The sequence below is a fragment of the Pseudoxanthomonas sp. LARHCG66 genome, assembly GCF_052871755.1.
The window spans coordinates 507,269-533,434 of record NZ_JBIXJW010000001.1 but is presented as its reverse complement, the minus strand read 5'-3'; the positions used below and the strand labels follow the sequence as shown (position 1 = coordinate 533,434).

The following is a 26,166-nucleotide window of genomic DNA, read 5'->3' as shown; positions in this document are numbered from 1 at the left end:
AGACGATACGGAAACGATCCGTTGCAGCGCATCCCCCATCAAGGGCATGAGCCGACGCCGGTCGCCGTCAGTCCCGTCGCGATGCCAGCCGGTCGGCCAGCCGCGTGGGTTCGGGCAGGCGATAGCCCCGCAAGGTCCGCAGAACGCCGTCGAGCGCGCCCTGCATCGACACCCGGTGGCCGGGCGAAACGATCAGCGGATTGCAACGCAGCTTGCTGCGCAGTGCCCAGCCGATCTGCTCGCCACGATGGATGAGCGGCGTGCGCTCACCGGGCGCCGCGCCGAGTGCATCGTGCTTGCCGCACAGCACGTTCTTCGCCACGCCGATGCTGGGCAGTCCGGTCACCACGCCGAAATGCGCGGCGATGCCCAGCCGGCGCGGATGCGCGATGCCCTGGCCATCGATGAAGGCCAGGTCCGGCGCGTGCGGCAGGCGTTCCAGCGCCGCCACCAGCGCGGGCAGTTCGCGGAAGCTCAGCAGGCCGGGGACGTAGGGCATGGAGGTGGGGACGCGCACCACCTCCGATGCGACGGGTTGCAGCGTGTCGGCGGCGAGCAGCACGGCAGCGGCGCGCGTGATGGCGCCTTCGTCTTCGAAACCGACATCGAATCCCGCCAGCCAGCGTGGTACCTCGGGCCTGTCGTCGCGCAGCACGACTTCCGCCGCCAGCAGCTCCTGCAGCCGGCGTGCGTGCGCGATGCTGCCATCCCAGTCGCCGAACAGGGCCTTCATCGCGCGGTCGGTGCGCCGTAGCGCTGCACCTCGAGGGTTGCCGGCCGATCGGCATGCACACGGACGATGGAGACGCGGTCGTACTCCGTCTCGTCCATCGGCGCTGCGGCGCATCCGCACAAGGCCGCGACCAGGTCGGGCACGGTATTGCTGTGGCCCACCACCAGCACGGTGCCGGCGCGATGCCGCTGTTTCCACTGCGCGGCGACTTCACCGGCCGGGCCACGCGCGTAGTACGCCTCTACCGGCAATCCGTGGGCGGTGGCGGCCGGATGCGCGGTCTGGCGGGTGCGGCGGAACTCGGTGGCATACACCGCGATCAGCGGGACATCGTGCAGGCGTTGGGCCAGTGCATCGGCGCGGGCCAGGCCGGCGGCGGAGAGACTCGGATTCTCCGGGTCGTCGGTGGCCTTTTCGGCGTGCCGCACCACGATGAAGGTCAGGGGGGCCGAGGCGGCCTCCCGCGCCGGTCCGGAAGCGCAGGCAGCGAGCAACGGGAGCATGAGCAGCAGGGCGAAAAAGCGGAGCAGGTACGGCAGGCGCATGGCAATCCCGGACATGACGGAGGCATCGAGCGTGCAACGGTGGGCAGGACCGCGCAAGCGGTGTCCTCACACGGCTGCGGCTACGATAAGGCTCCATGCGTGAAGAAGGGGACACCATGCGCAGGTGGTTGCGTCGGCTGGGTATCCTGCTGCTGATCCTGGTGGTGGCGTCGTGCACGGCGCTGTACAGCTACGGAAGGTTCGCGGAGGCCGCGCGTGGGCCTGCCTCGATGTCGCTGCCGATCGCCGCCGATGCCACGCCGCTCGACCGCGCCATCGCGCCCTTGCTGCGCGAGCATCCGGGGCGGAGCGGGATGGCCCTGTTGCAGGACAACCTGGACGCCTTCACCGTGCGTGCCGCCACGGCGCGCGCGGCAGGCCGCAGCCTGGACCTGCAGTACTACATCTGGAACCAGGACTTCACCGGCAACCTGCTGAGCTACGAGGCCCTGCGCGCGGCCGATCGCGGCGTGCGCGTGCGCCTGCTGCTGGACGACATGACCGCGCATGGCAAGGATTCCCAGCTCGCCGCACTGGATGCGCATGCCAACATCGAGGTGCGCCTGTTCAATCCCTCGCGCAGCCGTGCCGGCGTGCTGGGCCGTGCCAGCGAGATGCTGTTGCGCCCGGTCAGCATGAACCGCCGCATGCACAACAAGGCCTGGATTGCCGATGGACGCGTGGCGGTCGTGGGTGGCCGCAACGTGGGCGACGAGTATTTCGACGCCGCCGCGCAGACCAATTTCCTCGATCTGGATGCGGTACTCATCGGACCTGCGGTCGCGCAGGCAGCGGCGATCTTCGACGACTTCTGGAACAGCGCCTCGGTCATTCCACTCGCAGCGCTGACGACCGCGGAGAAGGGCGCGCTGGAGCGGCTGCGCGAGAACGGCGATGCCGGGTATGCGTCCGCACAGGCGGGCGACTACGTGGCGAGGTTGCGGCGTTCCCCCGGCGTCCGCGCGCTGGTGGGGGGCACCACGCTGCACTGGCTGGATGACGTGGGTGTGTATTCCGATCCCGCCTCCAAGGGCCAAGGGGAAGGACAGGGCCAGTGGCTGGTCCATCGGCTGGGCAGGGCGATGGGCGAGGCCAAGCGCCAGCTGCGGGTGATCTCGCCGTACTTCGTGCCGGGCGACGAAGGCGCGCGCTGGCTGGTGGCCAGGCGCGCGCAGGGCGTGGACGTCGGCGTGCTGACGAACTCGCTTGCCGCCAACGACGTCATGGCCGTGCATGGGGGTTACGCACCCTATCGCGTAGCGTTGCTGGAAGGCGGCGTGACGCTGTTCGAGCTGATGCCGCATGGCGAACAGGACAGCAGCCTGTTCGGTTCCAGCGGTGCCAGCCTGCATACGAAGGCGTTCGTCGTGGACGATGACGCCGGCTTCATCGGTTCCTTCAACCTCGACCCGCGCTCGGTCAACCTCAACACCGAGATGGGCGTGCTGTTCCGCGATCGCGGTGCCGCGGCCGCGCTGCTGCGCAGCTACCAGGCCAAGATCGCACCCGACCGGAGTTATCGCGTGTCCCTGAAAGATGGCGCGCTGCGCTGGGAGGACGCGTCCACGCAGCCGCCGAAGGTGTGGGAGCGTGAACCGGAAGCCAGCGCGTGGCGCCGATGGGTGGCGCGTGCCGTCGGCTGGCTGCCGATCGAATCGCAGCTGTAGCGCCAGGGTCGCACGCGGTCGCGACGGATTGCATCGGCTCACCCCCGCAGGAGGGGCTGGAGCCCCTCCTGCAAGGGCCAATTCGCATCACACCGCCAGCGTGGTCAGCAATGCCTTGGCCGCATTGAAACGGTCGGGCGCCTCCGGCAGCGGCACCTTGATGCGCAGCTTGTCCGGACCCTCCATCGTGTAGAGCTTGGGTTGCTTCTGGATCAGCTGGATCACGGCCATCGGGTCGATCTTCGGCTTGGCCTCGAACACGATGCGGCCGCCATGCTCGCCGAGTTCCAGCTTGCGTATGCCCATCTCGTTCGCGGCGAGTTTCAGTTCCGCCGTGGCGAACAGGTACTTGGCCGGATCCGGCAGCAGGCCGAAGCGGTCGATCATCTCCACCTGCAGGTCGCGCAGTTCGTCCTTGTCGCGCGCGCTGCTGATGCGTTTGTACAGCGTCAGGCGCGTGTGCACGTCGGGCAGGTAGTCGTCCGGGATCAACGACGGCACGTTCAACTCGACCTCGGCTCCGCGGCGTTCCTGGCCCAGGTCCACGTCGGGCAGGTGGCCGGCCTTGATCGAACGCACCGCGCGCTCGAGCAGTTCGGTGTACAGGCTGAAGCCCACCTCGGCCATCTGGCCGCTCTGGTCCTCGCCCAGCAGTTCACCGGCGCCGCGGATTTCAAGATCGTGCGTGGCCAGCGTGAAGCCGGCGCCCAGTTCGTCCATCGAGGCGATGGCTTCCAGCCGGCGTTGCGCATCGGCCGTGATGCTGCGCTTGTCCGGCACCACGAGGTACGCGTAGCTGCGGTGGTGCGAACGGCCGACGCGCCCGCGCAACTGGTGCAGCTGCGCCAGGCCGAACTTGTCGGCGCGGTTCATGATGATGGTGTTGGCGTTGGGAATGTCGATGCCGGACTCGATGATGGTCGTGCACAGCAGCACGTTGAAGCGCTGCTTCTGGAAATCCAGCATCACCTGTTCCAGCTCGCGTTCGGGCATCTGCCCGTGCGCGACGCCGATGCGTGCTTCGGGCACCAGCTCCTGCAGGTCGCGCTGCATGCGGCCGATGCTCTCCACGTCATTGTGCAGGAAGTACACCTGGCCACCGCGCGCGAGTTCGCGCTGGAACGCCTCCTTCAGCATGGCCGCGTCCCACGGCGTGACGAAGGTCTGCACCGCCATGCGGTTGGCCGGTGGGGTGGCGATGATGGACAGGTCGCGCAGGCCGGCCATCGCCATGTTGAGCGTGCGCGGGATGGGCGTGGCGGTCAGCGTCAGCAGGTGCACGTTCGCGCGCAGCGCCTTCAGCGCTTCCTTCTGGCGCACGCCGAACCGCTGCTCCTCGTCCACGATCACCAGCCCAAGGTCCTTGAATTTCACGTCCGATTGCAGCAGGCGATGCGTGCCGACGATGACGTCCAGCTTGCCTTCCGCCAGGCGGTCGAGTTCGGCCTTGATCTCCTTGGTGGTCTTGAAGCGCGACAGGACCTCCACCTTCAGCGGCCAGTCGGCGAAGCGGTCACGGAAGTTGCGGTAGTGCTGCTCGGCCAGCAGCGTGGTCGGCACTAGCACCGCCACCTGCTTGCCGGCGCTGGCCGCAGCGAAGGCGGCGCGCACGGCCACCTCGGTCTTGCCGAAGCCGACGTCGCCGCAGACCACGCGGTCCATCGGCTGGCTGCTGGCCAGGTCGCGGATGACCGCTTCGATGGCATGGTGCTGGTCGGGTGTCTCCTCGAACGGAAAGCCCGCCGCGAATGGCTCGTACATCGCGCGGTCCAGGTGCAGCGCCAGGCCGGCGCGGGCCTGCCGGCGCGCCTGGATCTCGAGCAGCTCGGCGGCCACGTCGCGCACCTTCTCCGCCGCCTTCTTCTTCGCCCTGGCCCAAGCTTCGCCCCCGAGCGAATGCAGCGGTGCCGTTTCCACCGACGCGCCCGAGTAACGGCTGATCAGGTGCAACTGCGCAACCGGCACGTACAGGCGATCGCCCTTGGCGTATTCGATCTCGAGGAACTCGCCCGGCATGCCGCCCACGTCCATCGCGATCAGGCCGCGATACCGGCCCACGCCATGATCCTCGTGGACGATGGGCGCGCCCTCGGTCAGCTCGCCGAGGTCGCGGATGATCGCTTCCGGTTCGCGGCCGGTGCGCTTGCGCCGGTGCGCCTGGGTGGCGCGCTCGGGGAACAGCTGGCGTTCGGTGAGTACCGCGATGCGCGGATCGTCCAGCGCGAAGCCATCGGCGAGCGGCGCTACCGCGATGGCGAAGCGAGGAAGCCCCTCTCCCTGCGGGAGAGGGGTTGGGGTGAGGGTGCGTGACGTGCGCGATGATTCGGTTGCCGGCGCCTTCGCCGCACCCTCATCCGACGCTTCGCGCCACCCTCTCCCGGCGGGAGAAGGGAGAAAGGCGCTGAAGTCTGCCACCACGTCGGGCTTCAACTCCGCCGCCTGCAGCACTTCCAGCAGCGCTTCGCGACGGCCGGGCGAGTCGGCGGCGATCAGCACGCGGCCCGGGTAGTGGCCGAGGAACGATTTCAGCGCATCGCCCGCAGGCGCGTCCTTCGCCGCGACCGGCAGCAGCGGCAACGGCTGGTCGCCCAGCGGCAGCGCATCGGCGTACCGGCTGTGCTGCGCGCCGCAGACCTCGATGCGCGCACGCCGGTTGAGCTGCTCGCGCAGGCCGTCCGGTGACAGGTACAGCTCGTCCGGCGGCAGCAGCGGGCGCTCGATGTCGTGGCGGCGCTGCTCGTATCGGTTGCGGGTCTGTGCCCAGAAGGCCTCGGCGGCTTCACCGAAGCCGTCGGTGAGCACGGGCAGCGTGTTTTCCTGCAGGTAGTCGAACAGCGTGGAGGTCTGGTCGAAGAACAGCGGCAGGTAGTACTCCACGCCCGCCGGTGCCAGCCCGGACTTCAGATCCTGGTACAGGGCACTGCGGCGCGTGTCCACGTCGAAGCGGTCGCGCAGCAGCGTCATCGCGCGCTCCACCGAACGCTCGTCCAGGGGTACTTCGCGCCCGGGCAGCAATTGCACGGCATCGGTCCTGTCGAGCGAGCGCTGGCTTTCCGGATCGAAATGGCGGATCGAGTCGATGCTGTCGTCCAGCAGTTCGATCCGCAGCGGCGCCTCCGCGCCCATCGGATAGACATCCAGCAGGCCGCCACGCACGGCGAAGTCGCCCGGGTCCAGTACCTGTGGCACGTGCCGGTAGCTGGCCGCTTCGAGCCGGCGCTTTTCGGCGTCGAAGTCCAGGCGCTGGCCGACCCGATAGTCGAAGCTGCCGCCGACGATGTGGCGCAGCGGCGACAGGCGCTGCATCAGCGTCTGCACAGGCACGACCACGATCGCGCGCGACAGCGTCGGCAGGCGGTGCAGCGCGGACAGGCGCTGCGACACGATGTCGGGGTGCGGGCTGAACTGGTCGTACGGCAGCGTCTCCCAGTCCGGGAACGGCACCACCGGCACGTCGGCCGCGATGCCCAGCAGCGTGTGCAGGTCCGCTTCCAGCTGGTGCGCCTCGTGGTTGTCGCGCGCGACCACCAGCACCGGGCCGGCATGCGCACGCGCGGCTGCGGCGATGGACCAGGCCAGCGCGGTGGGCGACGCGGGCGCGCGCCACCAGGCGCGGGATTGGCCGCCACGAGGCAGGGGCGGAGCGGGCAGGGAAGGTTTCTTGGTATCGGTCATGGGTACACAAAACAGCGGCAGCGCCGGACACCGTGGGGTGCCCAGCGCGAAGGGAGGTGGAGTTTACCAAGCGCGCGCCGGCCGGCCGTCACGCCCGGCTGGGGTCACTCGGCGGTCAGGGGGTCGATCACCTGCGTCACCGCGGAAATGCGGTTGGCCGGAAACCCACCGAGGCGTGCGTGTTCGCGGACCAGTGCTTCGCTGGGCGCGCGGTAGACGCAGTAGATCTTGTCGTCGGTGACGTAGCTGTGTTCCCACTGCACCTGCGGGCCGAGTTCGTCCAGCACGCTGCACGACTTCTGCGCGACCGTCCTGAGCTCGGCCGGCGTCATCAGGCCGGCACCTTCGATATCGCGTTCGATCAGGTAGCGGGGCATGGCGGACTCCTCGGCAAGGTTCAGGGACGGGCTTCCAGTACCAGGTTGAACGGCGTTTCCGCCGCGCGCCGGAAACGCCGGAATCCGCCTTCGGCCATCACCTGTTGCAACCGGGCCTGTCCGGCCTGGGCCCCCAGCGCGGGGCCGTGGCGGGCGAGGGATACCGGTACGCAGATCTGCGAAGAAGCGCCGTAATAGACGCGCCCCACCGGGTTGAGGTTGTCCTGTACGCGGTCGCCGGCGAACGGCTCCACCAGCAGGCAGTGGCCATCCGGCTTGAGGGCCTGGTACGCATGCCGGGCCGCGCCGATCGGATCGCCCATGTCGTGCAGGCAATCGAAGAATGTCACCAGGTCGAGGTCTTCTTCGTCATAGCCCACCGCATCGGCCACCTCGAAACGCGCGTTGCGGATGCCGGCGGCGCTTGCACGCTCGTTGGCGGTACGGACGGAATCGGCATGGTAGTCGTAGCCGACGAACTGCGAATGCGGGAAGGCTCTTGCCATCAGCAGCGTGCTGGCGCCATGGCCGCAGCCCACGTCGGCCACGTGCGCGCCGTGCCCGAGCTTCTCGACCGCGCCATCCAGCGCGGGCAGCCATTCGGTCAGCAGGTGGGCGTGGTAACCGGCACGGAAGAAGCGTTCCGTACCGTGGAACAGGCAGGCATGGTGTTCGCCCCATTCCATGCCCTGGCCGGTGCGGAAGTTCTCGGTCGTGCGTTCCAGCGCATGGAAGGCCGCTTCGACGATGTAGTAGGCGCCGGCCAGGTCGACGGGACTGTCGGGGCTGGCCAGGCAGAGCGTCTGCGCGTCATCGAGCGAGTAACGTCCGCTGTCGGCGTCGTAGGTGACGTAGCCGCCGGCCGCCTGGTTGGCCAGCCATTCGCGGATGTAGCGCTCGTGCGTGTGCGTGCGCTGCGCAAGGTCGGCAGGCGTGGCAGGGAATGCCGCCAGCGCGCGGTACAAGCCCAGGCGGTCGCCGACCAGCATCAGCGTAGCGCTGATCGCCGCGCCGAGATCGCCGACAGCGCGGCCGAGGAAGGTGTTCAGGCGATCATTGTCGATAGCCATGGGCCGTGACCTGGGCGAACACGGCAGGGCTTGCCGCCAGCCCCCTGCACGGCAGCCTACGCCTGCGCGCCGATGCCGGGGCGGCCGTTGATCGGAACGCCAGCGCTGCGCGCCTCAGGCTTCTTCGTTGAGATCCAGTACCACGCGGACCAGACCGGAGCCGTCGTTCTCGCGCACGCGCTTGAACCCCAGCGACTGCGCCAGCGCGAGCATCGGCTGGTTGGAATCCAGCACGTCGCCATACAGGCGGTCGAGCTTCTTCGAGCGCGCCCATTTGGCGAGCTTGCGCATCAGGTGGCGGCCCAGCCCCTGCCCGGCGATGAAGTGGCTGACCAGGATGGCGAACTCGGCATCGCGCGTACGCGGCACCATGGCCGCGCGGGCGACGGCGCCCACCAGCGCTTCGCCCGGCGGCAGCGTTTCGGCGGCGACCAGCGCGAATTCGGTATTGGGGTCGGGATGCGCCAGCCGCTGCGCCATCTCCGGCGTGAGTTCCTTCAGTGCGTAAAGGAACCGGTGGCGTATTTCCTCCGGACCCAGCAGTCCGAACGCGCCCTGGATGGGGCCGGCGTCTTCGGGCCGGATCGGCCGGATCAGCAATTCGCGCCCACTGGGCAGGCGGAAGTGTTCATGCCAGGGCGGGAGGCGTTTCGGCGCGGTCATGGTGTGATGCTCGCATGAAATCCGGAGACGGGGCGAGGGCCGTGGCGTCGCTGGTTCAGGCGCCGTGGCGTTTGCCGCGCAGGCGCGAGATGGCGGTGACCACGGCCACGATGATCGCACCGGCCACCACACCGACGCCTGCATTGAACAGGCCTTCCCACAACCAGCCCACGCTGCCTTCCGCGTAAGGCTGGATGAAGTGATGCAGTGCCGGGATGCTGTGGACGAGAATGCCGCCACCGACGAGGAACATCGCGGCGGTGCCGGCGATGGAAAGGAATTTCATCAGATAGGGCGCGCTGTAGAGGATGCCGCGGCCGAAGGCGCGCTTGAGCCGCGCCCAGCCGCTCTCGCGGGCATCGGAGGTCAATGCCAGGCCGGCATCGTCCAGCTTCACGATGCCGCCCACCAGGCCGTAGACGCCCACGGTCATGATCGCGGAGATCGCCACCAGCGTGAGCACCTGCTCCATGAAGGTGCGTCCCGTCAGCGTGCCCAGCGAGATGACGATGATCTCCGCCGACAGGATGAAGTCGGTGCGGATGGCGCCGCGGATCTTGTCCTTCTCGAACGCGACCATGTCCACGTTCGTGTCCTGCACCGCCTTGACCAGTTCGGCGTGGTGCTGGCTGTCCGTCTCCTTGCCATGCAGGAACTTGTGCGCCAGTTTCTCCACGCCCTCGAAGCACAGGAAGGCGCCACCCAGCATCATCAGCGGCGTCACCAGCGGGATGTTGTAGCCCTTGCCGTGCAGCCAGGTTTCCAGTGCGCTGATCGCCAGCGCGGCCGGCACCAGGATGGCCTTGTTGACCACCGATCCCTTCGCCACTGCCCACACCACGGGCAGTTCGCGGTCCGCCTTCACGCCGGTGACCTGCTGGGCATTCAGTGCCAGGTCGTCGCCCAGTACGCCTGCCGTCTTCTTCGCAGCGACCTTGGTCATCACGGACACATCGTCCAGCAGCGTGGCGATGTCGTCGATCAGGGCGAAGAGGCTGGATCCGGCCATGGATGAGGGTCGTCGTGAAGGGGAAGGGCGCGATTCTCGCACAGCGCCCTGACCGGGCCGCGTGATCCCGCCGCCGGGGTCAGTCCGGTGCGCGCAGCCACTCCAGCCGGTGGCTGGCGCCGGCCTCGCCCAGGGCGGCAGCGAGCGCCGGCAGCACCGGCGCCAGCGCCTTGTCCAGTTGCCAGGGCGGATTGAGCACCAGCATGCCGCTACCGGTGAGGCGCAGCGGCGAGTCGTCCGGCCGGACCTGCAACTCGGCGACGAACGCCCCCTTGGAGGGCAGCGAAGTCGCCTTGCGGAAGAAGGGCGACAACGTGCGCCGCTGCTTGATGGGATACCAGACCGCGTAGGTCGCGGCCGGCCAACGCTCCAGGGCATCGCGCAGCGAGGCGATGATCTGCGGGTACTCGGCATCCTGGGCTTCGTAGGGCGGATCGATCAGCACCAGGCCGCGAGCGATGCGCTGCGCGCCTGCACGGGGCGGCAGCAGCGCCTTCATCGCCGCGTAACCGTCGCGCGCATGGACGGCAACACGGTCGTCGCCGGCGAACAGGTCCTTCAGCGCCTGCGCCTCGTCCGGTTGCAGTTCGCAGGCCGCCAGCCGGTCCTGGGCGCGCAGGGCCTGCGCGGTCAGCAGCGGCGACCCGGGGTAGGCGACCAGCGCGCCGACCGGGTTGCTCGCCTGCACCGCACGAAGATAGGCCTCCACGAGTTCCGGCATGCGTGGCGCGTCGAGCAGCTTGAACACCCCTTCGTCGGCTTCGGAGGTCTTGCGGCTTTCCGAGCCGCCGAGCAGGTAACGGCCGCGCCCGGCATGCGTGTCCAGCACGAAGAACGGCGCGTCCTTGCGTTTCAGCGCATCGATCATGGCCAGCAGCACGATGTGCTTGAGGACATCGGCGTGGTTGCCGGCGTGGAAGGCATGGCGGTAATTCATGGCGCGCAGCATATATGCTTGCGCCATGCCCCGTGTATTGATTGCCGAAGACGAAGCCGCCATCGCCGATGCCGTGCTGTATGCCCTGCGCAGCGAAGGCATCGAAGCCGACCACTGCCTGCTGGCGCGCGAGGTCGCGCCGCGCGTGCGCGCCGGCGGCGTGGACGTGGTGGTGCTCGACGTCGGCCTGCCCGACGCCAGCGGCTTCGATGTCTGCCGCGAACTGCGCGGTTTCAGCGACGTGCCGGTGATCTTCCTGACCGCACGCAACGACGAGATCGACCGCGTGCTGGGGCTGGAACTGGGCGCGGACGACTACGTCACCAAGCCTTTCTCGCCACGCGAACTGGTGGCGCGCGTGCGCGCCCGCCTGCGGCGTGCCGGCGGCACGGTCAAGGCCGTGGAGGGCGAATGGACCGCGCGCGGTGACTTCGCCATCGACCGCGACGGCCACCGCATCCGCTACCGGCAGCAGTTGCTGGACCTGACCCGCTACGAGTACGCGCTGCTGGATGCGCTGCTGCAGCGGCCGGGCGCGATCCTCAGCCGTGCGCAGTTGATGGACCGCGGATGGGACAGCGACGCCGACAGCGCCGACCGCACCGTCGACACCCACGTCAAGACACTGCGCGCCAAGCTGCGCGCGGCTGGCGCCGACCCCGACCCGATCCGCACCCATCGCGGCCTGGGTTACGCGATCGAGGCCTGAGATGCGGCTGGGGCTGAAGCTCGTCCTCGGCTTCTTCCTGATCGTTGGCATCGCCGCGTTCTTCGTGATGCGGGTGTTCGTCAACGAAGTGAAGCCGGGCGTGCGGCAGGCGATGGAATCCACGCTGGTCGATGCGGCCAACATGCTGGCCGAGATGGCCGCCGACGACCTGAAGGCTGGCCGCATCGCCGGGGGAACCTTCGCCGGCAACGTGGCCCAGGCGCAGCAGCGTGATCCGAAGGCCTGGGTATGGCGTTTCCAGAAGCGTTCCGTGGACTATCGCGTCACCGTGACCGACGCGCGCGGCACGGTGGTCTTCGACTCTCAGGGACGCGATGTAGGCCGCGACAACTCGCGCTGGAACGATGTCTACCGCACCTTGCGCGGCGAATACGGGGCCCGTTCCAGTCCCGAAGCGCCCGGCGACGAGACCAATACGGTGATGCACGTGGCCGCGCCAATCTACGATCCGGCCGATCGCGCCACGCTGCTGGGCGTGCTGACGCTGTCGCAGCCCAACCGCAGCATCGAGCCCTTCATCGTCGCCAGCCAGCGCAGCATCCTGTTGCGCGGCGCCTGGCTGATCGGCATCTCCGCCCTGATCGGCGTGCTGATGACGTGGTGGCTGGTGCGCGGCATCGGCGGATTGAACCGCTACGCGCAGGCGGTCAGCGCGGGTGAGCCGGTGCCGCCGCCACGCCCGCGCGCCGACGAGATCGGCGACCTCGGCCGCGCACTGGAGACCATGCGCCGCAAGCTGCAGGGCAAGGCGTACGTCGAGCAGTACGTGCAGTCGCTCACGCATGAGATGAAGAGCCCGCTCGCCGCGATCCGCGGTGCCGCCGAGCTGCTGCAGGAGCCCCTGCCCGAAGCGGACCACCAGCGTTTCGTCCGCAACATCCAGACCCAGGAACACCGCCTCACCGAGACCATCGACAAGCTGCTGGCCCTGGCCGAAGTGGAACAGCACGGCTGGCTGCAGCGCCGCGAACGCGTGGATACCTCGGCGCTGGCGGACGAGGTGGTGCAGGGCCTGGACGCCAAGCTCACCCCGCACGGCGTGGACGTGGTACGTGTGCCGCAGACGGGGGCCTGGGCGGTGGAAGGCGACGCCTTCCTGCTGCGGCGCGCACTGGGCAACCTGCTGGACAACGCCATCGCCTTTTCACCGCCGGGCGGCACGGTGGAGCTCGCGGTCGAGGCCACGGACGGACTGGTGCGCTTCATCGTCCGCGACCGCGGGCCGGGCGTGCCCGACTACGCACGCGAGCGCGTGTTCGAGCGCTTCTATTCGCTGCCTCGGCCCGATGGCGGCCAGCGCAGTTCCGGCCTGGGCCTGCCGTTCGTGCGCGAAGTGATGCGCCTGCATGGTGGCGAAGCCACGCTGGACAACCGCCACGACGGTGGTGCCGAAGCGGTGCTGTCGCTGCCCAGGCTCTAGTCCGCACTTCACACAGCCTTCAAACACGCTTCCTGCCGGTTGCACACCGGCACCGGACGATGCATCCCGTATCCAACCGGGGCATCGACATGAAGTCATTGAAGTTGCTGTTGCGTTTCCTCACCGTCGGCGGGCTGGTCCTGCTGCTGCTCATTCCACTGGTGATGATCCGCGGGGTCATCCAGGACCGCGAGCGTTACCGTGCGCTGGCCGAAACGCGCGTCTCGCAGAGCATGGCCGGGCCACAGCAGGTGGTCGGCCCGCTGCGTGTCATCCCGTGGCGCGAAGAGCGCCTCGTCAACGCGTTGAACGAAGACGGCAAGCCCGAGGTGCGCCGGGATGTGAAGGAGGGCTACCTGCTGCAGACCCCTGCCACCCTGGCCGTGGACGGTCGCCTGCAGCCGGGCGAGCGGCGCATCGGGCTGTACACGGTCAATGTGTACGAATGGAAGGCGGCGATGAAGGCGAGCTTCGCACCCCTGCAGGTGCCGGGTGCCGACGGGCGCGTCTACGGGCAGCCCTACGTGGTGGTCGGGATGGCCGATGTGCGCGGCCTGGTCGGCACGCCGTCGCTGAAGGTCGATGGCGTGCCGCGGACGCTGGCCGCCGGCACCGGCGCGATGTCGTCGCGGATGGAAGGCATCCACGCGCTGCTGGAGGTGCAGGGCGGCGTACTACCCGCGAGCGAGGTGCACCTGGACATGGCATTGGCCGGCACCCAGACGCTCGGCATCGCGCCGATCGCGGACAGCAACGACATCGCGATGAGCTCCCCCTGGCGGCAGCCGCTGTTCGGTGGCCGCTTCCTGCCCAACAGCAAGACGCTGGGCGATGCGGGCTTCACCGCGCGCTGGCAGGTCTCTTCGCTGGCGAGCGCGGCGCAGAGCCAGCTGGAATCCGCATCGGGCAAGCTGACCCAGCCGCCGTCGTTGAGCGCCACGCCATCCGGCTACGCTGCCGACGACAGCAGCGACACCGCCATCGACAGCGCGGTGGTCAGCCTCGCGGATACCGTTGACGTGTACACGCAGGTCGACCGCGCCAGCAAGTACGGCATCCTGTTCGTGGTGCTGACCTTCGTCGGTTTCGCGCTGTTCGAACTGATCAAGCGCCTGCCGATCCATCCGCTGCAGTACCTGCTGGTGGGCCTGGCGCTGGCGATCTTCTTCCTGTTGCTGCTCAGCCTGTCCGAGCACATCGCGTTCTGGCAGGCCTATCTCGTCTCCGCGGCCGCCTGCATAGGACTGCAGTTCTTCTATCTGTCGGGGGTGCTGCAGAGCTGGCTGCGCGCGGCGGGTTTCGCCACCATGCTGACTGCGCTGTACGGCGTGCTGTACATCCTGCTGAAATCCGAGAACAACGCGCTGCTGATGGGCTCGCTGCTGTTGTTCGGCATCCTGGCCGTGATCATGTGGGTCACCCGCAAGGTGGACTGGTATGCGCTGGGTACGGAACTGCGCTGAGGCGGCCATGATTGATCCCGCCACCCTGCATCGGCGTGCCCGGCGCGTACTCCCCGAGAAGATCGGGACCGAGGCGGTCATCGTCGAGGCCATGGACGACGCCACGCTGGCCACGCTGCTGTTCCCGCTCGTGCATCGACGCAGAGGGTGTCTGCTTTTCAGGCTTTCGTCGCAGACGATCGCCGCCCTGGTATCGCGCGCGGCCGGTTATCTGCAGGACGCACGCCAGGCCAGGGAAGGCCTGGGGCGTTGGACGCATCCCCTGACGTACGCCGCGTGGCGCGACCAGGGCCAAGGCGCGTCGCAGCGGTTCGACACGCGCAGCGACGACGGCCGCGCGGCGTTGTGCCTGCTGCCTGCGGCGGCCTGCGCGGTGTACATCTGGGACGATCGCGGACTGCAACACATCGACGCATTCCCCGCACCCCGCTAGCGTCGGGACGCTGTGCGGTTGCCTCGCCCCGGCCGGTGGCGTGCGCTAGAGTTCAGGGATGAACTCTGCGCACACCATCGGCCTCTTCCGTGGGCCGGAAATCACGTCCTGGCTTGACGATGTCGCGCGCCTGCGCGTGACCGTGTTCCGCGACTGGCCCTACCTTTACGAAGGCGATCTGGACTTCGAGCGCGATTACCTGGCCGCGTATGCGCGCTCGGCGGAAAGCGTGTTCGTGCTGGCGATGCAGGGTGGGGAGGTGGTGGGTGCATCCACCGGCCTGCCGTTGGCGGACGACACCGAAGCCTTCCGCCAGCCGTTCCTGGACAGCGGCATGGATCCCGAGGACGTCTTCTACTTCGGCGAATCCGTGTTGCTGCCGGCCTACCGCGGCCATGGCATCGGCCACGCGTTCTTCGATCACCGCGAAGCGCATGCGCGGGCGCTGGGACGGTTCGGGTGGACGGCGTTCTGCGCGGTGGACCGTGAAGCGGACGACCCGCGCAGGCCCGTCGGGCATCGCACCCACGAGGCGTTCTGGGACAAGCGTGGCTACACGCGGCAGCCCGGCATGACCATGCGGCTGGCATGGAACGAGATCGGGCGCGGCGAAACCGAGCACGCGCTGACGTTCTGGCTGCGCGGGCTGGAGGGCGCGCGATGAAAGTCGCCGTGGCCAAGCATGTCGTCCAGGCACCAGCGGATTTCACCGCCTTTGCCGACCGACAGGCGACGGCATTGGGCGAGGTGGCCGCGCAGGGCGCACGCATCGCCGTCCTGCCGGAGTATCTGTCGCTGGAACTGGCCGCCACGTTCGACGCCGGCGTGCGCGGCGACCTGCACGCTTCGCTGGCTGCGATACAGCGTTATCGCGACGACTGGCTCGCGCTGTATGCACGGCTTGCACGGGCGTTCGATCTGTACATCGTGGCCGGTACGTTCCTGCTCGCCCACGCTGGCGGCCGCTACCGCAACCGCTGCGACGTGTTCACCCCCCAGGGCGCGTATGCGTGGCAGGACAAGCTGCAGCTCACCGGGTTCGAGAAGGCGCTGGGCGTCATGGAGGGCGGCGACGCGGTAAAGGTGTTCGACATGGACGGTGTGCGTGCCGCCGTGGCCGTCTGCTACGACAGCGAATTCCCGCTGCCGGTGCGTGCGCAGGCCGAGGCCGGCGCACGGCTGCTGCTGGTGCCCAGCTGCACGGATACGGCGGCCGGTGCCACCCGCGTGCGCGTGGGATGCCTGGCACGCGCGCTGGAGAACCGGATGTTCGTGGCGCAGTCGGTCACTGCCGGCGAGGCGGCGTGGAGCCCTGCGCTGGACATCAATACCGGTGAGGCCGCGATCTTCGCGCCGATGGATCGCGGGCTGCCCGACGATGGCATCGTGGCGCAGACCGCCGACCAGGCCGCCTGGGCCATCGCGGACCTGGATGTCGACGCCCTGGACCGCAGTCGCGCCAGTGCCCAGGTGGCCAACGATCGCGACTGGCCGGGCCAACTCCAGCCCGCTCTCCTTCGCGTGCGAGCCACCGCATTCGAAATGCCGTAGGAGCGCCCGTCGGGCACTCCTGCAGGCCCGTCGTGCTCAACGCTCCCAGCCGAACACTTCGACCAGCGGCTTGCCGAACACCTCGGCGATGCGGAACGCGCATTCCAGCGTCGGCGAATACTTGCCGGCCTCGATCGCGGCAATGGTCTGCCGGGTCACGCCCACGCGCTTGCCGAGGTCGGCCTGGGTCATTTCGCCGGCCAGGAAGCGCAGCGTGCGGATCTGGTTGGTGACCCGGGCCTCAGACACGTACGCCTCGACGATAGCCGTGGATGATCAGGCCGGAGTGGACGAACTCGGCGGCGGCGATCGCCAGCAGCGTTGCATGCACCAGCGTCCAGCCACCGGCAAGGAACGGCATCACGCAGCCCACGATGATGATGCCGGCCATCAGCACGTAATAGGCGTAGACCGACGCGCGCGACTCGATCCGGCGATCGCGCTCGTCGGTGGGCGTGGGCGAGCCGTCTTCCTCGCGCTGCCGGCCCAGCAGGTAGGTAAGCCCCGCGATGATCCCCAGCGATCCCAGCGCGAGCGCCAGCAGGCCGATGCGCTGCCCCATGTGCATTGCTGCGACGGCATTGGCATAGACCGCGAGGTAGGTGAAGTACAGCGCGAACACGACGGCCAGCGCCGTCAGCCAGACCCAGGCGAAACGTTCCTTCGACAGCATGGTGGTGCTCCCCGTTGGTGGATGGACGGGGAGTAAGGTAATGTTTAATTTACTCAATGTCAACAAAATATAACATTGAGATGACAAAAGATAACTCTGAGTTCGCTCTTCTTGTCGCTGTGGGCGTTGCCCAGCTCAGCCCAGCAGGCTTACGCCCGGCACCAGCCAGATCGAAAGCGTCGCCAGTGTGGTGCCGATGACCGTCGCTGCCAGCACGTCGCTGGGGTAGTGCAGGCCCAGTACCACACGCGAGACCGCCACGCAGGCGGCGAACGGGATCAGCAAGGGGGCCAGCACCGGGTAGTGCGCCAGCGCCACGATGGTGAAGGCCACCGCGTGCAGCGTGTGGCCGGACGGGAAGCTGAACTCGTCCAGCGGCGCGATCCATGCGCGGATGCGTACATCCGACGCGAACGGGCGTGGCCGCTTCGTCCAGCGCTTCAACGCCTTGTACAGCGTCAGCGCGATCACACCGGTCGCCGCCAGGTGCGCCGAAGCCGCCAGCCCGTCCAGGCCATCGGCGACCACCAGCGCCGCCATCAGCACGTACCAGAACACGCCGTCGCCCAGCCGGCTGACAAGGGCGAAGAAACGACGCACGCCGTTCCATTCGCCCCAGCGATTGGCGAGCAGGCACCAGCCGGTGTCCCGGCCGATGAGGGGATTACGCGGCAGCAACGGACGCATGGTGGCTTCTCCGTGTCAGGGCGAGATCGGTCAGCAGGGCATCGAAGTCGGCGGACACCTGGTCAGGGTGCAGTGCGCGCATCGCATCGCTGGCGGCATCGGCCATGGCGCGGCGCGCAGGGGCATCGCCCGCCAACCGCAATGCCGCCCCGATGAAGTCGTCGTCGTTGTCGACGGCGGCGCCGTGCACGCCGTCGATCAGGTGCTCGCGCGCGGCACCATAGTTGAACGCCACCGTCGGCACACCGCTGGCCATCGCTTCCAGCGTCACGTTGCCGAAGGTTTCGCTATGGCTGGAGAACAGGAACAGGTCGCCGCTGGCGAAGTGCCGCGCCAGCGCGTCGCCACGCTGCACGCCGCAGAAGATGAAGTCCGGATTCTCCTGCGCGAGCCGCTCGCGCACCGGTCCGTCGCCGACCCAGACGAATTTCGCCGTCGGCTGCAACTGCTGGATGCGGCGGAATGCCCGGATCGACAACTCGAGGTTCTTCTCCGCAGCAATGCGACCCACGTAGATCACGGCGAGGTCGTCCGGCCCCAGGCCCCACGCCGCACGCAGCGTCGCGTCGCGTCGCGATGGGCTGAAGTGGCGCGCGTCCACGGCGCGCGCCAGCCGCACCACGCGATGGAAGCCCTGCGACTGCAGGAAGTCGGCCAGTTCGCGCGTCGGCACCAGCGTAGCGTCCGCGCCGTTATGGAAGCGGCGCATCCAGCGCAGTGCGGTGTGCTGCAGGAAGCGCACGCCGTAGTCGCGCATGTATTCGTCGAAGCGGGTGTGGAATCCTGTCGCCACCGGGATGCCGAGCCGCCGCGCGGCACGCAGCGCCGACCACCCCAGCGGGCCTTCCGTCGCCACGTAGATGGCATCGGGAGGGGAAGCCTTCCACTGCGCCACCAGGCGGCGCGTCGCAGGCAGGCCGAACTTCAGTCCGGGGTAGCGCGGCAGGCTGGCGCCACGCACCAGCAGGGTGTCTCCGCTGTCGGCGGCGTCGGCGGGCTGGCGCGGCCGGATCAGGGAGACGGCATGCCCGCGCTGGCGCAGGCCGGTTTCCAGCCCCTGCACGGTCAGGGCCACGCCGTTGACTTCCGGCGGATACGTCTCGGTGACGATGGCAAAGCGCATGCGCAACTCCACGTTTTGCGCATGCTGGGGGCGGGAGATGTAGCGAGTATTGCGGTGCGGTTACCGCTACATGACGCTGCTGAAGAAGGCGACTCAGCGCTTCTTCGGCTTGTCTGAGCGGCGGCCGCCCGTGGTCGCCTGGCTCAGCAGATGCCGGAACCGTGGGCATTCCAGGTGGCTGGGGGCGGAGCAGGCCGCGGCGTGGCGCAGTCCGTCGCGCATCGCGGTCAGGCGCAGGATCATCACGTCCAGTTCGCGCGCCTTCGCGCGCAGGCTGCGGCGGTCGATGTCGGGTCGGCCATCGGCGCCGAACATCGCCGCGATTTCGTCGAGCGAAAACCCAGCCGTCTGCCCCAAGGCGATCAGCGCCAGGCGTTCCAGTACGTCCGGATGGAAGGTACGGCGCAGGCCATGGCGTCCGATCGACGCGATCAGCCCTTTCTGTTCGTAGTAGCGCAGTGTCGACGCCGGCAAGCCGGATCGTTTCGCAACCTCGCCGATGTCCACCAGAACCCCGCTTGACTTCAAGTCGACTTGAAGTGGCATCGTGCGCGCAACGGTCGTGCGGCACAAGCCAGCGCCGGACCTTTCTTGGAGATCGACATGGATTCTGTGATCCGCACGCTGCTCATCGGCATCGGCGCCACACTCGCAATGGATGCCTGGGGCCTGCTGCGGCGCGGCCTCTTCGGCGTGCCGACCGCCGACTATGCCCTGGTGGGCCGCTGGCTCGGCCATATGCCGACGGGGCGATTCCGCCATGCCGCCATCGCCCGGAGCGCCTCCGTCCGCAGCGAGCGGACGCTGGGCTGGTGCGCGCACTACCTGACCGGCATCGCCTTTGCCGGTGTGCTCCCCATTGTCTGGGGCGTTGCGTGGCTGCGTGACCCTACGCCGGGGCCGGCACTCCTGGTGGGCCTGGTCACCGTCGCCGTTCCGTTCCTGCTGATGCAGCCTGGCATGGGCGCCGGCGTCGCGGCGTCCAGGACGCCGCGTCCGGCCAATGCGCGCATGCACAGCGTGTTGAACCACCTGATGTTCGGTGCAGGGCTCTATCTGTCGGCCCTGCTCGTACGTCTGCTGTTTTCCTTCTGATCCCGTCCTTCCAGCAGGAGTCTCCCCATGCGTATTCCCGCCCGTTTCGCGCCGCTGCTATTCGGCGCGCTGCTCTCCGCCATCATGGTGTCCTTGGTGTCCGCGTTCGTGCTGCTGATCAACCAGGGACTGCATGCGGACTTCCTGGCAACCTGGGCGCGCAGCTGCGCCACGACGTGGCCGGTGGCCTTCATCGCCGTCACGCTGGTGGCGCCCTGGGTCCGTCGGGTCGTCGCGAAGCTGACAGCCTGATTCCATCGCGGATGAAGGCGGCCGCCTTCAGGCCGCGCGTTGCCCCCGCGCCGACATCCGGTGCCCCAGCCACGCCATTGGCAGGTAAGCGAACACCAGATCCACCACGGTGAACCAGAGCGGCGAGGGCAGCATGGTGATGGCGGCGATGCCGCCGATCAGGAAGCAGGCGCCGACCGCCCACGCGGGGCCGCGGGTCCGGCCGGGCGTCGCCAGCGTGGCGACGAAGGCGCCCACCAGCGTGCCGATGGCGTGGGCCAGGAAGGGGAACAGGAAATGCTTCGGTTCGAACAGCGGCATCGCCGCCTTGAGGCCTTCCGCCGTGGTGGTGTCCACGCCGGCCGGTGGCGGGATGACATGGCCACTGAGCATGACCAGCGCCATGTTGGCGATGCTGCCGACGAGCAGGCCGGCAATGACGGCAAGGATCAAACGGGACACGCGCTTCATGACAACCTCCGGCAAGGATGCGAGGGACTGCCCGTCGGCGTGGGGCCGGCCGCGACTGGGGGCGACTATAGCCGAGCCCGCGCCGGCTGAGCGACACGCTGTCGGACATGGGGGTTGATGCCACCCGGAACGCGCCACAGGGTCACCACGCGAACCCTTCCTTCCACGCGCTCTGCGGCAACCACGTCGTCTGGTCCGGTGAAGCAGCGTCGATGCAGCCTGATGCCACGCGACGCGCCACCATCGGCTCGATGTCCGCGAACCGGGTCGCGCGCGATCCGATCCCTGCACCGATCAGGTTGTTGTGGATGTCCATGGTGTTGGCGCGCTTTCCGCGCCGCTCCATGACGCCATTGACGAGGTGGACGGCACGCGCGTCCAGGGTGTAGGCCACGATCGCGCTGGCCAGGGTGTGCCGGTACGCGTCCAGCGGCCCATGCCGGCCACCCGGGAGTGGGCTCTGCAGGACATGGGACCAGGTGTAGGTCAGGACGGATGCGGGATATGCCGCCACGATGAGTGCGGCCAGCATGAGCCTGCGCAGCCACGGACGCTTGCGCTTCGACGGCTTCATCGGGGTCAGTAGTCGCGCGGCTCGACCACCACCGCCGTGCCGTAGCACAACACTTCGGTGAGGCCTGCCATCACGTCGGTGGCGTCGTAGCGGACGGCGATGATCGCGTTGGCCCCCAGTTGCCGGGCGTGCTGCATCATGTCGCGGTAGGTCTCGTGGCGCGCCTGTTCGCACAGCTCGGTGTAGATGGTGATGTTGCCGCCGAACAGTGTCTGCAGTCCGCCGAGGAAATTGCCGACGATCGAGCGCGACCGTACCGTGATGCCCCGCACCAGACCCAGGTTGCGAATGATGCGGTAGCCCGGCAGTTCCAGTGCCGTGGTGACCATCGTGTCGTTCAGAGGTGAAGCCGTCGGGCGCGCTGCCGGGGAGTTGTAGGGGTCAGCCATGCGGTCTGCCTGTGGTGGTGTCGGATGCTGGACGGCGTACGTCGGTAAGAGGATCGAGGTTCTTCGTCTCGCGTGTCCAGGTCCTTCCAGCATCCGATCCCCGTCGACCCATCAAATGATGCATGCGTATCGATCTGCCACGGATGCCGAACACCTCGGTCACGTCATGGACTGCTTTCCGGCGAGGATCTGGAAGCAATGTCAGGGTGAAACCAGCGATTGCGCCGCACCATTGCTGGCGCCTATCTCGCCGATGCTCGCGAGATCGATCCTCTCGATGCACGCCAGGTTGTAGCCGTATTCCGTCGGGACGCTGCGGCGCTGGTGATGCGTGTAGATGCCGCAGATGCTGCAGAAATAATGCCTGGCGATCTTCGTGTTCCACTGGTACAGGCTGAGCTTGTCCTCGCCACGCGTGACGCGCAACCGGTCCACGGTGACGCCCGCCATGATGGCGCCCCGGCGACTGCACATGGAGCAGTTGCAACGGCGTATGTTCTCGTGGCCGTTGATCAGGTCAACCTCGAACTCGACGGCCTTGCAATGGCAGGTTCCCTTGACGGTCTGCTGAGTGATCACCGCTGCGCTCTCTTTGTCGGCTGGCCGGCGGGGCCGCCGTGATGCGGCATCATAAGCGCGGACTGCCGTGGGTAGACAGGTGGGGCCAGGGACTGCCTCAGGGCACGCGTTCGCCGCGCGCCGCAGTGAACAATGCGTACCAGTCTTCCCGGCTCAGCTCGACGCTGTCGGCTGCGCAGCACGTTGCCAGGCGAACCGGGTCGGTGGTGCCGACGATGGGTTGGATGCCGGCGGGGTGGCGCAGCAGCCAGGCAAGCTGGATGGCCTCCGGGGCGACACCTTTTTCTTCCGCCAGTTGGCGGAGCAGGGTCGAAGTGTTGCGGACCACCGGATCGGCGAACTCCGAGGCAGTCGCGAACTTGCCGCCCGCCAGCGGCGACCACGCCTGCACGCGGATATCGTGCAGGCGACAGTAGTCCAGCGTGCCGGCCGCTGCCGCGTAGGCATGGCCGGTGGTGTTGGCCACCACGCCGTCGTCGATCAGGTGATGGTGCAACAGGCTGACTTCCACCTGGTTGGCAACCAGCGGCTGCCGCACATGCCTACGCAGCAGTGCGATCTGTCCGGCCGTGTGGTTGCTCAAGCCGAAATGGCGCACCTTGCCGGTGGCATGCAGCGCGTCGAATGCACGCGCGACCTCCTCCGGCTCCACCAGCGCATCCGGGCGGTGCAGCAGCAGCATGTCGAGATGCTCCACGCCCAGTCGCGACAGGCTGCGCTCGACGGAGGCCACGATGTGGGCCTGGCTGAAGTCGTAACGTCCCGGTGAGCCTCCCGGATCGTCGGCAAAGCGGATACCGCACTTCGACTGCAGCAGCATGCGCTGGCGCAGGCCGGGCGAGGCGCGCAGCACGTCGCCGAACACCTGCTCGGACTTGCCACGCGCATAGATGTCGGCATGGTCGAACAGCGTGATGCCATGGGCCAGCGCGGTTTCGACCAGACGCTGTGCCTGGCGGCGTTCGTCGGCGGTCACCGGCGTGCTGTCCCACGCGCGGCTCAGCTGCATGCAGCCGTAGGCGATGCGCGAAACCGGGGTGTCGTCGGCGAGGAGGAAGGTCTTCATCATGTGCGTGCGGAGGGAGGACGCGGCATCATGCCAGAGCGCTCCGGTGGTTCAGTTGCGCTGGCGTTCGGCCATGAGCTTCTGCGCCAACGCCTCGACCTCCAGCGGTCGCGCCAGGTAATAGCCCTGCACATCATCCACGCCGAGCGCCTGCAGGGCGGCCAGTTCCGACGCGGTCTCCACGCCTTCGGCGACCACGCGGGACTGCGTCTGGCGGGCGAACTCGATCAGCGCCGCAGCCAGCGCCCGCCGTGGTGAATCGGTGTCGATGTCGCGGGTGAGGCTGAGGTCGAGCTTGATGATGTCCGGATGGATGGCCAGCACGTGCCGCATGCTGGCGTAGCCGGCACCGGCATCGTCCACCGCCACGCGCACGCCGGCCTCGCGGAGCGGCACCAGGCGCTCGTTGAGCAGCTTGTAGTCTTCGACCAGCGAATGCTCGGTGATTTCCAGCACCACGCGATGCGGGTCCAGGTCGTCGATGTAGCCGTCGATGCCGCCACTGATGATGGTCTGCGGCGAAACGTTCAACGCCACGTAGAAATCGCCATGGACATGGCGGAGGCCATCCAGTGCCGACAGGATGGCGTTGAGCTCCAGGCGCACGCCCAGGCCGATCTCGCTGGCTTCGGCGAACCACACGTCCGGCGTGCGGCGGGGTTCCAGGTCGAAGCGCGAGAGGCATTCCACGCCGATGATGCGGCGCGTGCTGCTGCGGTAGATGGGCTGGTACACCATGTGCGGCTGGCCCAGTTCCAGCACCGCGGTGATGCGCTCCACCTTCGCCTCGTGTTCCTGCACGGCATCCAGGTCGCCGTCGATCTGGTAGGCCAGCAGGTCGGCGAAGGCACGCATCATGTGCAGGTCGCGCTGGCCCAGCGAGAGGTTGGACGACAGGCTGAAGCAGCAGAAGGTGCCGTACACGCGTCCGTCGCGCAGCTGGATGGGGACACTGATGTGCGCGCCGATCGGCACGGTGCGCGTTTCGGGCAGGTGCTCGAGCAGCGGGATGGCGGCGGTGTCGGGAATCAGCTGCGGGATGCTGCCTTCGACCACCCGCATGCAGTAGCCCTCGTCGAGTGGGCTGGAGTCGCCGGGCAGGATGGGCGCGCGGTCAAGCCGCGTGGCGACATGACGGAAGACGCGATGACGGCCATGGAATTCGCTGACGAAGGCCACGTCCATGTCGAGATGGCGGCGGACGGCATCCAGCAGGCGGTCCACGTTGCGGCTGATGGACACGGCTCCCGGGCCGCCTTCCAGCCAGGCGTCGGACAAGGGCGCCTCGGGATTGCTTCGATCGATCACGGCTTCCTCCTGAATGCACGTACGCGACGAATCATGGCCGTCGGACCGGCTCCCGCCACAGGAGCGGACGGGGAGGATGGCGTGGGGGGAAAGGGATGGGCCACGCCGCAAATCCGGGGCGGGTCCGAGTGTAACCTCAAGTCACACTAGAGGGGACGTGGGCCATTCACGCCACGAAGGGCTTGAACGCCACGCCCAGGCCCTGCATGTCTTCGGGTTCGCCGACCAGGTCGGAGCGGAGCAGGGGGCGCGAGTCGATCCACTTCTTGCTGACCACCAGGTCGAGACGATCGCCGTTTGCGGTCAGGTCCAGCCGCGGGATGGCCTCCGCATCATGCGAGCGGTGCAGCAGCACCGCCAGCCGCAGCAGCGCGGCCTTGCGCTTGGCGCTCAGCAGCAGGCGGTCGGGCAGGGCATCGAAGGCCGTCTTGGGTACGCCGCGGCGATGGGTGCGGACCAGCGCGGACAACACCTGCTGCTCCTGGCGCGAGAAGCCCTCGATGTCGGAATGCTCCAGCAGGTAGGCGCCGTGCACGTGGTACTGGCTGTGTGCGATGGCCAGGCCGATCTCGTGCAGGCGCGCGGCCCAGCCGAGCATCCGCGCATCGTCGTCGTCCAGGCTCCAGCGCTGTTCCACCTGCTCGAACAGGCGCATCGCGGTGGCTTCCACGCGCGCGGCCTGGAATTCGTCGATGCCGTAGCGCTGCATCAGCGCCGCCGTGGAAAGATCGCGCGGATCGTTGTCGCTGCCGCGGCCCAGCATGTCGAACAGGATGCCTTCGCGCATGGCGGCCTTGCTGACCATCAGGCGCTGCAGTCCCAACGCCTCGAAGGCCGCCTCCAGCACCAGCACGCCGCCGGCGATGATCGGCCGGCGGTCACTGGACAGGCCGGGCAGGTCGATGTCTTCGATGCGGTCGGCCTGCAGCAGGCGGTCGCGCACCTGCGGCAGGGCCTCGGCGGTCACCGCGCCCTTGGTCAGCTTCATCGCCGCGCAGATGTCGCCGATGGCCTTGTTGGTGCCGGACGAGCCGATGGCTTCCTGCCAGCCCAGGTTGCGGTACAGGCCGGCGAACTGCTGGAACTCGGCGCCGATTTCGGTCAGGGCTTCCTTCCAGCGCTTGCGCGACAGCTTGCCGCCGGGAAAGAAGCGTCGCGTGCTGGCGATGCAGCCCGCCTGCAGGCTTTCGCGTTCCAGCGTCTCGAAGCCGCGGCCGATGATGAATTCCGTCGAGCCGCCGCCGATGTCGATCACCAGCCGGCGCTGATTGGACTTCGGCGGCTGCGCGTGCGCGACGCCAAGGTAGATGAGGCGCGCTTCCTCGCGGCCCGAGACCACTTCGATGGGTTTGCCGAGCGCGGCTTCCGCGGCGACCAGGAAATCCTGCGGGTCACGCAGTTGCCGCACGGTATTGGTGGCCAGTGCGCGCACGCGCGTGCCGGGGATGTCGCGGATGCGCTGGCCGAAACGCGACAGGCAGTCGAGGGCGCGCTGGCGGGCCGCAGCGGACAGTCCGCCCTTGCCATCCAGGCCATCGGCCATCCGCACGGTCTCGCGCAGCCGGTCCACCACGCGCAGCTGTCCCAGCAGTGATCGCGCGACCACCATGTGGAAGCTGTTGGAACCCAGGTCGATCGCGGCCAGCAGGTCCCCGTCCTGGAGCGGCGGGGAGGTGGAAGAGGTCAGGGGCGCCATG

At 68.2% G+C, this 26,166-nt stretch carries 29 protein-coding genes; 9 read left to right on the top strand and 20 right to left on the bottom strand.

Annotated features, from left to right (window positions below; all coding sequences use genetic code 11):
- Positions 1-67: 67 nt before the first annotated feature.
- Both nfi and ACIPRS_RS02585 read right to left on the bottom strand, forming a co-directional pair.
- Positions 68-733: a deoxyribonuclease V gene (nfi, locus tag ACIPRS_RS02590; RefSeq protein WP_337730182.1), complete on the bottom strand. Its 666-nt coding sequence runs from the start codon at positions 731-733 to the stop codon at positions 68-70.
- On the bottom strand, positions 730-1,293 hold the full coding sequence (locus ACIPRS_RS02585; RefSeq protein WP_446537407.1) for a SixA phosphatase family protein: 564 nt from the start codon (positions 1,291-1,293) through the stop codon (positions 730-732). The genes nfi and ACIPRS_RS02585 overlap by 4 nt, the downstream gene beginning before the upstream one ends.
- Positions 1,294-1,373: 80 nt before the next feature.
- On the opposite strand from ACIPRS_RS02585, the gene ACIPRS_RS02580 reads away from it, so the two are divergent.
- A complete protein-coding gene (locus tag ACIPRS_RS02580; RefSeq protein WP_446537406.1) occupies positions 1,374-2,945 on the top strand; it encodes a phospholipase D-like domain-containing protein in 1,572 nt (523 codons plus the stop codon).
- 87 nt (positions 2,946-3,032) lie between these two features.
- Here ACIPRS_RS02580 and mfd read toward each other — a convergent pair whose 3' ends face one another.
- From mfd to ACIPRS_RS02550, 6 genes are all read right to left on the bottom strand, one after another.
- Positions 3,033-6,620, bottom strand: coding sequence for a transcription-repair coupling factor (gene mfd / locus ACIPRS_RS02575; protein WP_446537405.1), 3,588 nt, complete (start codon positions 6,618-6,620; stop codon positions 3,033-3,035).
- Positions 6,621-6,724: 104 nt separating this feature from the next.
- On the bottom strand, positions 6,725-6,997 hold the full coding sequence (locus ACIPRS_RS02570; RefSeq protein WP_337730178.1) for a DUF4242 domain-containing protein: 273 nt from the start codon (positions 6,995-6,997) through the stop codon (positions 6,725-6,727).
- Positions 6,998-7,017: 20 nt separating this feature from the next.
- Positions 7,018-8,067 (bottom strand): class I SAM-dependent methyltransferase, encoded by a 1,050-nt coding sequence (locus ACIPRS_RS02565; RefSeq protein WP_446537404.1) that lies wholly within the window; start codon positions 8,065-8,067, stop codon positions 7,018-7,020.
- A 114-nt stretch (positions 8,068-8,181) separates the two neighbouring features.
- Complete coding sequence (locus tag ACIPRS_RS02560) at positions 8,182-8,730, bottom strand: GNAT family N-acetyltransferase (RefSeq protein WP_192200719.1); 549 nt, start codon at positions 8,728-8,730, stop codon at positions 8,182-8,184.
- Positions 8,731-8,785: 55 nt separating this feature from the next.
- Entirely contained in the window at positions 8,786-9,739 is a 954-nt protein-coding gene (locus ACIPRS_RS02555) for a DUF808 domain-containing protein (RefSeq protein WP_446537403.1), read from the bottom strand.
- A 79-nt stretch (positions 9,740-9,818) separates the two neighbouring features.
- Positions 9,819-10,676, bottom strand: coding sequence for a 23S rRNA (adenine(2030)-N(6))-methyltransferase RlmJ (locus ACIPRS_RS02550; protein WP_337730175.1), 858 nt, complete (start codon positions 10,674-10,676; stop codon positions 9,819-9,821).
- A gap of 25 nt (positions 10,677-10,701) precedes the next feature.
- Here ACIPRS_RS02550 and creB point away from each other — a divergent pair, with 25 nt between their 5' ends.
- The 6 genes from creB (at position 10,702) to ACIPRS_RS02520 (ending at position 16,273) form a co-directional block, all read left to right on the top strand.
- Positions 10,702-11,385, top strand: a complete 684-nt coding sequence (creB, locus tag ACIPRS_RS02545; protein WP_446537402.1) for a two-component system response regulator CreB — start codon at positions 10,702-10,704, stop codon at positions 11,383-11,385.
- A gap of 1 nt (position 11,386) precedes the next feature.
- The gene (creC, locus tag ACIPRS_RS02540) at positions 11,387-12,826 is read left to right on the top strand and encodes a two-component system sensor histidine kinase CreC (protein ID WP_337730173.1); all 1,440 of its coding nucleotides are present in this window, start codon (positions 11,387-11,389) and stop codon (positions 12,824-12,826) included.
- An 89-nt stretch (positions 12,827-12,915) separates the two neighbouring features.
- The gene (gene creD, locus ACIPRS_RS02535; RefSeq protein WP_446537401.1) at positions 12,916-14,289 is read left to right on the top strand and encodes a cell envelope integrity protein CreD; all 1,374 of its coding nucleotides are present in this window, start codon (positions 12,916-12,918) and stop codon (positions 14,287-14,289) included.
- Positions 14,290-14,296: 7 nt separating this feature from the next.
- A complete protein-coding gene (locus ACIPRS_RS02530) occupies positions 14,297-14,722 on the top strand; it encodes a hypothetical protein (protein ID WP_446537400.1) in 426 nt (141 codons plus the stop codon).
- A gap of 58 nt (positions 14,723-14,780) precedes the next feature.
- Positions 14,781-15,386 (top strand): GNAT family N-acetyltransferase, encoded by a 606-nt coding sequence (locus ACIPRS_RS02525; protein WP_446537399.1) that lies wholly within the window; start codon positions 14,781-14,783, stop codon positions 15,384-15,386.
- Positions 15,383-16,273 (top strand): carbon-nitrogen hydrolase family protein, encoded by an 891-nt coding sequence (locus tag ACIPRS_RS02520; protein ID WP_446537398.1) that lies wholly within the window; start codon positions 15,383-15,385, stop codon positions 16,271-16,273. Before ACIPRS_RS02525 ends, ACIPRS_RS02520 begins: the two co-directional genes overlap by 4 nt.
- Positions 16,274-16,309: 36 nt before the next feature.
- Here ACIPRS_RS02520 and ACIPRS_RS02515 read toward each other — a convergent pair whose 3' ends face one another.
- The 5 genes from ACIPRS_RS02515 to ACIPRS_RS02495 form a co-directional block, all read right to left on the bottom strand.
- Positions 16,310-16,522 (bottom strand): helix-turn-helix transcriptional regulator, encoded by a 213-nt coding sequence (locus tag ACIPRS_RS02515; RefSeq protein WP_298124145.1) that lies wholly within the window; start codon positions 16,520-16,522, stop codon positions 16,310-16,312.
- Positions 16,515-16,946, bottom strand: a complete 432-nt coding sequence (locus tag ACIPRS_RS02510; RefSeq protein WP_446537397.1) for a DUF2178 domain-containing protein — start codon at positions 16,944-16,946, stop codon at positions 16,515-16,517. Before ACIPRS_RS02510 ends, ACIPRS_RS02515 begins: the two co-directional genes overlap by 8 nt.
- A gap of 135 nt (positions 16,947-17,081) precedes the next feature.
- Entirely contained in the window at positions 17,082-17,633 is a 552-nt protein-coding gene (locus ACIPRS_RS02505) for a phosphatase PAP2 family protein (protein ID WP_446537396.1), read from the bottom strand.
- The gene (locus tag ACIPRS_RS02500) at positions 17,611-18,756 is read right to left on the bottom strand and encodes a glycosyltransferase family 4 protein (protein ID WP_337730166.1); all 1,146 of its coding nucleotides are present in this window, start codon (positions 18,754-18,756) and stop codon (positions 17,611-17,613) included. The genes ACIPRS_RS02505 and ACIPRS_RS02500 overlap by 23 nt, the downstream gene beginning before the upstream one ends.
- A gap of 93 nt (positions 18,757-18,849) precedes the next feature.
- Positions 18,850-19,302: a helix-turn-helix domain-containing protein gene (locus tag ACIPRS_RS02495; protein WP_446537395.1), complete on the bottom strand. Its 453-nt coding sequence runs from the start codon at positions 19,300-19,302 to the stop codon at positions 18,850-18,852.
- A gap of 57 nt (positions 19,303-19,359) precedes the next feature.
- Here ACIPRS_RS02495 and ACIPRS_RS02490 point away from each other — a divergent pair, with 57 nt between their 5' ends.
- Together ACIPRS_RS02490 and ACIPRS_RS02485 are read left to right on the top strand one after the other, a co-directional pair.
- Entirely contained in the window at positions 19,360-19,851 is a 492-nt protein-coding gene (locus tag ACIPRS_RS02490) for a DUF2938 domain-containing protein (RefSeq protein ID WP_446537394.1), read from the top strand.
- A 27-nt stretch (positions 19,852-19,878) separates the two neighbouring features.
- On the top strand, positions 19,879-20,103 hold the full coding sequence (locus tag ACIPRS_RS02485) for a DUF2798 domain-containing protein (RefSeq protein ID WP_446537393.1): 225 nt from the start codon (positions 19,879-19,881) through the stop codon (positions 20,101-20,103).
- A 27-nt stretch (positions 20,104-20,130) separates the two neighbouring features.
- Here the strand turns inward: ACIPRS_RS02485 and ACIPRS_RS02480 are convergent, their stop codons facing one another.
- The 7 genes from ACIPRS_RS02480 to ppx form a co-directional block, all read right to left on the bottom strand.
- Positions 20,131-20,553: a hypothetical protein gene (locus ACIPRS_RS02480; protein ID WP_446537392.1), complete on the bottom strand. Its 423-nt coding sequence runs from the start codon at positions 20,551-20,553 to the stop codon at positions 20,131-20,133.
- A gap of 142 nt (positions 20,554-20,695) precedes the next feature.
- Positions 20,696-21,127: a hypothetical protein gene (locus tag ACIPRS_RS02475; protein WP_446537391.1), complete on the bottom strand. Its 432-nt coding sequence runs from the start codon at positions 21,125-21,127 to the stop codon at positions 20,696-20,698.
- Between the two features lie 5 nt (positions 21,128-21,132).
- The gene (locus tag ACIPRS_RS02470) at positions 21,133-21,516 is read right to left on the bottom strand and encodes a YbjQ family protein (protein ID WP_337730161.1); all 384 of its coding nucleotides are present in this window, start codon (positions 21,514-21,516) and stop codon (positions 21,133-21,135) included.
- A 201-nt stretch (positions 21,517-21,717) separates the two neighbouring features.
- The gene (locus ACIPRS_RS02465; RefSeq protein WP_446537390.1) at positions 21,718-22,095 is read right to left on the bottom strand and encodes a GFA family protein; all 378 of its coding nucleotides are present in this window, start codon (positions 22,093-22,095) and stop codon (positions 21,718-21,720) included.
- Between the two features lie 97 nt (positions 22,096-22,192).
- The gene (locus tag ACIPRS_RS02460; protein WP_446537389.1) at positions 22,193-23,161 is read right to left on the bottom strand and encodes an aldo/keto reductase; all 969 of its coding nucleotides are present in this window, start codon (positions 23,159-23,161) and stop codon (positions 22,193-22,195) included.
- A gap of 51 nt (positions 23,162-23,212) precedes the next feature.
- Positions 23,213-24,469 carry a sensor domain-containing phosphodiesterase gene (locus ACIPRS_RS02455; RefSeq protein ID WP_337730158.1) on the bottom strand — a complete coding sequence of 419 codons (1,257 nt, stop codon included), beginning with the start codon at positions 24,467-24,469 and terminating at the stop codon, positions 23,213-23,215.
- Positions 24,470-24,635: 166 nt separating this feature from the next.
- On the bottom strand, positions 24,636-26,156 hold the full coding sequence (gene ppx, locus ACIPRS_RS02450) for an exopolyphosphatase (RefSeq protein ID WP_192201266.1): 1,521 nt from the start codon (positions 26,154-26,156) through the stop codon (positions 24,636-24,638).
- Positions 26,157-26,166 lie beyond the last annotated feature (10 nt).